Origin of the sequence: Streptomyces sp. NPDC006624 (genome assembly GCF_040611555.1) — a bacterium.
In the GTDB taxonomy this organism is placed as follows: domain Bacteria; phylum Actinomycetota; class Actinomycetes; order Streptomycetales; family Streptomycetaceae; genus Streptomyces.
The window spans coordinates 127,227-134,507 of the sequence record NZ_JBEXOM010000022.1 but is presented as its reverse complement, the minus strand read 5'-3'; the positions used below and the strand labels follow the sequence as shown (position 1 = coordinate 134,507).

Annotated in this window: 7 protein-coding genes; 4 read left to right on the top strand and 3 right to left on the bottom strand. The window is 67.9% G+C overall.

Features of this window, described 5'->3' with window-relative positions:
- The first annotated feature begins 184 nt into the window (after positions 1-184).
- The 3 genes from ABZY20_RS31140 (at position 185) to ABZY20_RS31130 (ending at position 2,806) form a co-directional block, all read left to right on the top strand.
- Complete coding sequence (locus ABZY20_RS31140) at positions 185-706, top strand: DinB family protein (RefSeq protein WP_356445849.1); 522 nt, start codon at positions 185-187, stop codon at positions 704-706.
- Between the two features lie 672 nt (positions 707-1,378).
- On the top strand, positions 1,379-1,990 hold the full coding sequence (locus ABZY20_RS31135; RefSeq protein ID WP_356445834.1) for a hypothetical protein: 612 nt from the start codon (positions 1,379-1,381) through the stop codon (positions 1,988-1,990).
- A gap of 18 nt (positions 1,991-2,008) precedes the next feature.
- Positions 2,009-2,806, top strand: coding sequence for a hypothetical protein (locus tag ABZY20_RS31130; protein ID WP_356445832.1), 798 nt, complete (start codon positions 2,009-2,011; stop codon positions 2,804-2,806).
- 98 nt (positions 2,807-2,904) lie between these two features.
- Here the strand turns inward: ABZY20_RS31130 and ABZY20_RS31125 are convergent, their stop codons facing one another.
- The gene (locus ABZY20_RS31125) at positions 2,905-3,249 is read right to left on the bottom strand and encodes a hypothetical protein (protein ID WP_356445830.1); all 345 of its coding nucleotides are present in this window, start codon (positions 3,247-3,249) and stop codon (positions 2,905-2,907) included.
- Between the two features lie 122 nt (positions 3,250-3,371).
- A complete protein-coding gene (locus tag ABZY20_RS31120; protein WP_356445828.1) occupies positions 3,372-5,714 on the bottom strand; it encodes an immune inhibitor A domain-containing protein in 2,343 nt (780 codons plus the stop codon).
- A gap of 402 nt (positions 5,715-6,116) precedes the next feature.
- Here ABZY20_RS31120 and ABZY20_RS31115 point away from each other — a divergent pair, with 402 nt between their 5' ends.
- On the top strand, positions 6,117-6,398 hold the full coding sequence (locus tag ABZY20_RS31115) for a hypothetical protein (RefSeq protein WP_356445848.1): 282 nt from the start codon (positions 6,117-6,119) through the stop codon (positions 6,396-6,398).
- Between the two features lie 15 nt (positions 6,399-6,413).
- Here the strand turns inward: ABZY20_RS31115 and ABZY20_RS31110 are convergent, their stop codons facing one another.
- Entirely contained in the window at positions 6,414-7,157 is a 744-nt protein-coding gene (locus ABZY20_RS31110; RefSeq protein WP_356445826.1) for an RDD family protein, read from the bottom strand.
- Between the last annotated feature and the right edge of the window lie 124 nt (positions 7,158-7,281).

The window sequence follows — 7,281 nt, the reverse complement described above, 5'->3', positions numbered from 1 at the left end:
CACCAGATACGAAAAGACCGCCACCCCGTACGAGGCAGCGGTCACCCTCGCATCGTTCCTGCTCTGGGCAAGATCCGTTTGAAGACGGACCCTAGTACTCCGGTGCGGCTTCGCGACCCGCTGTCGGAGGCAGCGGCACGTGCCTCGGTGACGAGGCCCGGAGATCCGGGGATCATGGGTGGCCATGACCGAAAATTTGAGCGAAACAACTCCGGGTAGTGAGATCAGGGCGCTCCTCCGGGCCCTGGACGGACAGCGGCGTCACGTTCTCGGCATTCTCGACGGGCTCGACGCGAAGGATCTGCGACGGCCCGTGCTGCCTTCCGGATGGCACTTCCTGGGGCTGGTCCAGCACCTCGCGCTGGATGTGGAGCGGTTCTGGTTCGGCGCGGTCGTCGCCGGGGACGAGGAGGTCATCCGCGGTCTGACGAGCGGCGACGAAGCGTGGAAGGTAGCCCCGGAAGTGCCGGCGACCGACGTGCTCGACCGCTACCGGCAGGAGACGGAACTGGCCGATGCCGTCATCACCGCCACCCCTGCCGACGCCCCGTTGGCCTGGTGGCCCCGCGACCTGTTCGGCGAACCGCACCTGCACACCCTGCGCGACGTCCTGCTGCATGTCATCGCCGAAACTGCGTGCCACGCCGGCCACCTCGACGCGGCCCGAGAGCTGATCGACGGCCGCCGCTGGCTGGTCCTGACCTAGGAATCCCGGTTCGGCTTCGCGCTCCTCGTGCCCGAAGCCGCCTGCGGAACAAACGACCACCGCGTGATCGTCGAGGGTGGTGCGGACTGACGTAGAGGGCGCGGCGGCCGCGAGCCGTGGCAGTGCTCGATGCGGTGCGGCGTCGAGGAGTGCTTTCAGGCCGCCAAGGGCCGGGTCGGACTCGACCACTGACCGCTCTCGCCGCCGGCGCGGCACCGAGCAGCCTGCCCTTCCGGAGAAGCCGGCTCGCGTCAGCCACTTGATCACACACGCCGCCAGGCAGCAGCCCGCCGCAGCCACTGCCGACGCCGGACGGCCAGCGAACCAGCAGTCACGAAAAGGTCGGGCAGGCGACGCGCGGCGCCGTTCCGGCCCTTTTCGTGTATCGCTTTTCCCATTTAACCCCATTCAGTGCAGCCCTATTGCCCCATATTCACAACCGGAACAGCCGCATTCCATATACACACAGGCAGCTTCCGAGCTCTCTCCATGGCTCGACCATGGTCGACAATCGAAGAAACTGTGTAGTATCTGCGCAGTCAGGGGGACGGGGGAAGATGGTCATTCAACGAGAAAACCGACTTCTACAGGTGTGCCCAAAACGGCGCCGTTCCTCGAGCATTCGCAACCTAACGGACCGGCTTCTTCGAGGACTGTTCAGGAGTCATCTCAATGACCAGAGCTCTGCGGAATCACAACAAGCGCAGACAATCGGCGCTCACCCGCCTGCTGCAGGTCTTCCTGCTGTGCACCGGCTTTCTCGCCGTGCACGTCACCACGCCCACTCCGGCGCAGGCGTACACGCACTTGTGCGGCTCCTTCTGGGGCGTGGGCGGCAACGATCCCATCTCGTACCGCTACTACGACGTGAGCAGCACCTACTACAACGCTTTCAACAGCGCACAGGGCCGCTGGGACGACACCAGCGCGCCCGGCTTCTTCCGGTACGAGAAAAGCAACGGCGATCCCCAGATCGAGGTGCGCGACAAGTCGTACGCCTGGAGCGACTGGGCGCGCGCCACGTGGAAGGGTTGTACAGCCGGTTATTGGCTCTACGACGAGATACAGATTTCCTTCAATACTCGCACCATGGGGGGCCTGTCCGCCCGCGAGAAGAAAATTGTGGCCGAGCACGAACTGGGCCACGCCTACGGCCTCAACCACGTCTCCCTCACCTGCTCCAATCCCGGCCCGGCCGTTATGCGCCAGGGCACGGGTAAGTTCGGCTGCGGTGGTGACGGGCCCTGGTACGACGATGTCCAGGGCGTCAAGGCGAAGTACTGACGGCGAGCGAGGAAAACCATGATGAAGACCATGCGCACGCCCGCCGCGGTTGTCGGCCTGGCTCTCGCCTGTCTCACGGCCTGTTCGGGTCCCGGGTCGTCGTCCCAGGGCGCAGGCCGGGACCACGTGGAGGCTGACTACGCCCAATACGCCAGCGCCGAGGAAGTCACCACCGTCTCGGACATCGCCATCACGGGGTCCGTGCTGAGCGTGCAGACCAAGGAGTGCGACGAGGGCGGCGAGACCACCACCGAGCCGGCCATCGACCCGACGGCGGCGGACAGTGTGGACACCAACCCCGACCCGTCGGCCACCAGCGCACCTGACCCCACGGCGACGCCGTCCGGGATCGCGGGCGACCCGCCGGGCGACACCGAGTGCATGCCGATGGTGTTCCTGAAGGTGCGGGTCTCGGGGATGATGAAGCGCGGCTTCGGCGTCACCGAGGGCGACGAGATCGTCGTCGGGAACATCGACACCGACGCGGTGTCGATGGAGGGCACCACGCCGATCAGCGTGGGCAAGCAGTACGCCCTTTACCTGACGCAGCTTGCCGCGGGGGACCATCCCGGGATCACTTCAGTGCCCACGTTCTGGATCCCCGTCGGCGGGAGCCAGGGCGTGTTCCTCGTCGGCAAGGGGACCGTCCAGCCGTCCTCGGCCAACATCGTGGCGCTGACCTCCGCTGAGGCCGAGAAGATACGCAAGAGCTCAGGCACAACCCGCCCGGGCAAGCTCACCACGACCGTCACCGGTCTGAAGAAGGCGGCCGCGGTGGCCGCCGCCAAGGAGAAGGCCGAGCAGCGCAAGAAGTAGCGCCGCCGGGGCTCAGGTAAGAGGCCGGAAGCAGCCCACCGGGACAGCGGTGCCGATGCGGGCCAGCGCCACAGCGGCGGTGGTCCGCATCGACGTCGCTACGCCTGTGCCGTCGGGCGCCTCAGCAGCGCTCTGATCGGGCGCCACAGTTCCTGGACCAGCTCGGGGCTGCTCGCGACACCGTTGCCAGGGGCCGTGCGCCATATGAGGCCGTCGGGGTGGTGGAGGACCGCGGTGATCTCGTCCGGGGTCGGCGGGGCGGCGTTGCCGCGCAGGTAGACCGAGCGCAGACCGAGGTTGCGGAGCCTGGTCAGGGCCCGGGCCCGGTTCACGGAGTGGACGAGGACGCGGACGGCGCCGGGGCCGTGGGCGGCGGGGCTGGGCAGGTTCAGTGCCACCACCACCGTGCCGTTCGGCAGCTTGCAGAAGCCTCCTGCGGCCATGCGGTCATCCCCCCGTGTCGGTCGGTGTCAATAAGAGAGCCACAGGACGCACCTAAACACGGATCGGCGGTGACCCGCCAGTGGGTCACCGCCGATCATGTTCTGACCTGCAAGGATGCGGATTACCTACCCGCGGGGCCGACCTCCAGCTCGATCGTCGAGCCGTCCTTGGCCTCCTTGAGGATCTTGATCTTCGTGTTGGTGTCAGTGATCTTGACGCCCGCCGTGGGGTTCGACTCGTCGTAGTAGTCGTTCGTCCGGTCGTTGAAGACCGACACGCCCTTCGACCCCGGGATGTACTTCGCCACGTCCCCGTTGTGCAGCGTCATGCCGTCGGTGCGGTAGCGGCTGAAGGGCGAGTCGTAGGACTGGATGCGGTTGCGCATCAACGTGCCGTCGGACCACTTCAGCGCGGCCGGGTGCGAGTCGATCGGAAGAAGCAGACCCGTGCCGTGGTGCTGGCTGGTGTTGTTGTCCGCCTGGGAGGTGTCCCACTTCCAGATCAACAGGCCGTTCTGGTACGCGTAGTGCTCGACCCAGTCCGGGCGCTCGGTGAACCCGAAGTTGTACGGGCCGGTCTTCAGCGTCTTGTCGTACGACACGTACTGCCGGTTCTCGGCGATGTAGTACTGCGCGTAGTCCTTGGTGAAGGACGCGCCGATGCGGGAGAAGCCGGTGGCCTTCCACGCCTCGTCCGCGGTCTCGGCGTTGTCCGTGAAGACGGGCGCGCCGTCGGCGGTCACCGTGATGGCGTCGGCCGCGAAGCCCTTCTGGGCCACGCCGCCGTCGGTCTGGTAGCGGAAGCGCAGGTCGATCTTCTTGCCGGCGTAGGCGTCCAGCGGGAAGGCGAGCTTCTTGTAGCCGTCGACCGTGCCGGTGAGGGCCGGCTTGTCGCTGCCGTCGCGCGGGATCGGCCGGCCGTCCACCGTGCCGTCGAGGGCGGTCCAGTTGGCGCCGCCGTCGGTCGAGACCTCGGTGTAGAGGTAGTCGTACTCGGCCTCGATGTCGTACCAGCCGTCGAGGGTGAGCTCGGCCTTCGCCTTGCCGGTGAGGTCCACCGAACGGGTCAGCGTGTTCTTGAGGTTGTCACCGCTGCCGCTCCACCACTGGGTCTTGCCCTCGGCGGGGGTGACGATCTCGGTGGTGACCGCCTTCTTGGGCAGCTCCACCACCAGCGCCTGCTTGTGCTTGGTGTTGTACTCCGCGACGCCCAGCTTGTGCCAGGAGTCCACGCCGGCCTTGGCCCTGTCGTAGTTGAGCCAGCCCAGCTGGAGCTTGTCCCAGGCGGTCATGTCGCCGGGCAGGTCACCGATCTCGTTCCTGCCGGTGCCCAGCCACGAACCGGACGACATCAGCGTCCAGAAACCGGTGGAGTTCTCGCCGGCGTTGGTGTCGTAGTGGTCCGGCAGGCCGAGGTCGTGGCCGTACTCGTGGGCGTAGACGCCGAGACCGCCGTTCTCCGGCTGAATGGTGTAGTCGCCGACCCAGAGGCCGGTGTCGCCGATCTTCGCACCGCCGAGCTTGTTGTTCTCGGGGCCGGTGGCGCCGGCGTCGGTGCCGAAGGCGTACCAGCGGTGCGCCCAGATCGCGTCCTCACCCTGCGCGCCGCCACCCGCGGACTCGTCCTCGCCGGCGTGCACGATCTGGAAGTGGTCGATGTAGCCGTCGGGCTCGTCGAAGTCGCCATCGCCGTCGTGGTCGTAGCGGTCCCACTGGTCGTACTCGGCGAGCTCGGTCCTGATCCGCGCGTCGGTCTTCCCAGCCGCCTTCTGCTGGGCGACCCAGGCGCTCACGCCGTCCGCGACCGCGTACCAGGCGCAGTTGTCGGGTTCGCACTTGTTGGAGCCGTAACGGGCCTCGTTGTAGGGCACCTTGACCCAGTCGGAGACCTCGCCCTCGACCGAGTAGCGGCCCGAGGACTGCTTCTCGAAGTACGTCTTGACCGAGTCGACGCCCTTGCCCGAGCCGAAGTACAGATCCCGGAAGTAGTCCCGGTCGTAGTCGGCGCGCCAGGCGGTGGAGTTGTCCTTCTTGCGGTCCGGCTTGGGTATCTGGTTGTGCAGCGGGCCCGCGGTGCCGCCATAGCGGCTGTCGATCTTGTCGCCGAACTCGACCAGGATCGTGAAGATCTTGTCGGTCTTCTCGCGGCCGAGTTCGACGTACTTGCTGTCGCCCTTCTTGCTCTTGAGCTGGACGACCTTCGAACCGTCACGGTTCTTGACCTTGGTCTTGCCGGACAGGACCTGCTGCAGGGCCTCCTGACGCTGCGCCTCCTGCGTCTTGGACAGGGGGCCTTCGAGGTCGTGCTCTTCGCCGTGGCGTTCCGCCGGGTCGTTCCGGTCCACGGTGGTGGACCGGGGGGCGGAGGTGTCGTCGGCCACCGCGTGGGTCGAGGCGGTGGCGGCGGCCGCCGCGAGCGCCACACCGATGGCGGCCGCTCGGAACGTCCAGGGTCTACTGGTCACTTGAGTTCCTCCCCCGCGTTCGAGCGCGCGGAAGGAAGGGGTCCCGGGTCAGGTACGGTCCGCGCGCGCGTGATCAACGCGTGTAGTCAAGTGACGACATTTGACTAGAGGTTCATCAGAAAAGACAGACCTTGACTTGCACAGGTCAATTGCACTATGCGGAGTGTGCGTTCGTTTTACGGACAACCAACGGGATGCCCATCCGGCAGTGGGCGCGTGCATATGTCCACTGGGTGGACGCCATGAATCCGTGCGCCCCCTGTGCACCGTCCTTGTTGGTTAGGTCACGCTTACCGCTCGTTCCGCTCGGGCACCCTGCCGATTAGAGTCGCTTGGCGGAACGCCCGGAAGCCAGCGGAATGCCAGGCCGACGCCCCGTGGACCCCCACTTTCGAGGACATGATGGCCATGCCCCGTCCGACTGCCGCACAGCTCGCCTACGGTTCGTGCACCGTGATCTTCTCGACCCTCGCCATGCTGCTGCTGTCACAGACGAGTTCGGGTGCGGGGATCGCGGTCGTCGCCGTCGCGGCGCTCGCCCTCGGGCTGCTGGTCGCCCTGACGGTGCCGCCGCCCGGCAGGCAACGCCCGGCGGCGGTGGAACGCCCCGCACCGCAGGAGCCGGTACGGGCGCCCGTCGCCGCGTCGGCCCCCGAGCAGGTACGGGAACGGGCGGCCTCCTGACCGCCCTGCGCACCGTCAGTCCGTGCTGACGACCACCGTCTTGGCCGCCTTGTCGTGCAGGCCCTGCTTGTAGGGCCGGTCGAAGAAGCTCCAGCCGCCCGCGATCACGGTCCAGACGCAGGCGCAGCAGAAGGCGAACGGGATCCACAGCACGGCCGCGCGCACCAGCGCGGTCTGCACGGAGGGCGTGGCGCCGTTGTCCAGGTTGGCCACGCGCAGGTGCAGCAGCCTCTTGCCGAGGGTCTGGCCGGAGCCGGCGACGAAGGCGGTGTCGTAGGCGATGTAGAGCACCGCGGCGACCGTCGACTGCCAGAAGGACTTGCTGATCTCGATGCGGTCGCTGTCCAGGTCGTACTCGCTCACGCCGACGCCCCAGGTGAGCAGCCAGACCACGACACCCACCAGGATCATGTCGATGATGCGGGCGAGCGTGCGCTTGCCGCTGTCGGCGAGCGGGGGCATGCCGGCCAGGGGGTCGGTGGGATAGGAGCCACCGCCGTAGGGGCCGCCGCTCGGGGGGCCACCGCCCGGGGGTCCGCCGTAAGGACCGCCGCCGTAGGGGCCGCCTCCCGGGGGACCGCCGTAGGGACCGCCGCCCGGGCCTTGCCCGCCTCCCCCTTCGCCGCCCGGACCCGCGGGACCGCCCGGACCGCCCTGGCCACCGCCCGGGTACGGCGGCGGCTCGTCCGGGGGGCGCTTCCGGAACGGGTCGTCGTCGGGGGGATGCTGACCGGAGCCGGGGGGCGGTTCACTGCTCATGGCCCGAGTCGACCGCGAACCCCCGGGCTCCGCATCCGGCAGACGCCCGTCCGAGGTACGGACCCGGCACGGTCCCCCCGCAGGTCCGGCGGTGGTCCCACCCCGGTCTCCCGCCGGTCCCCCT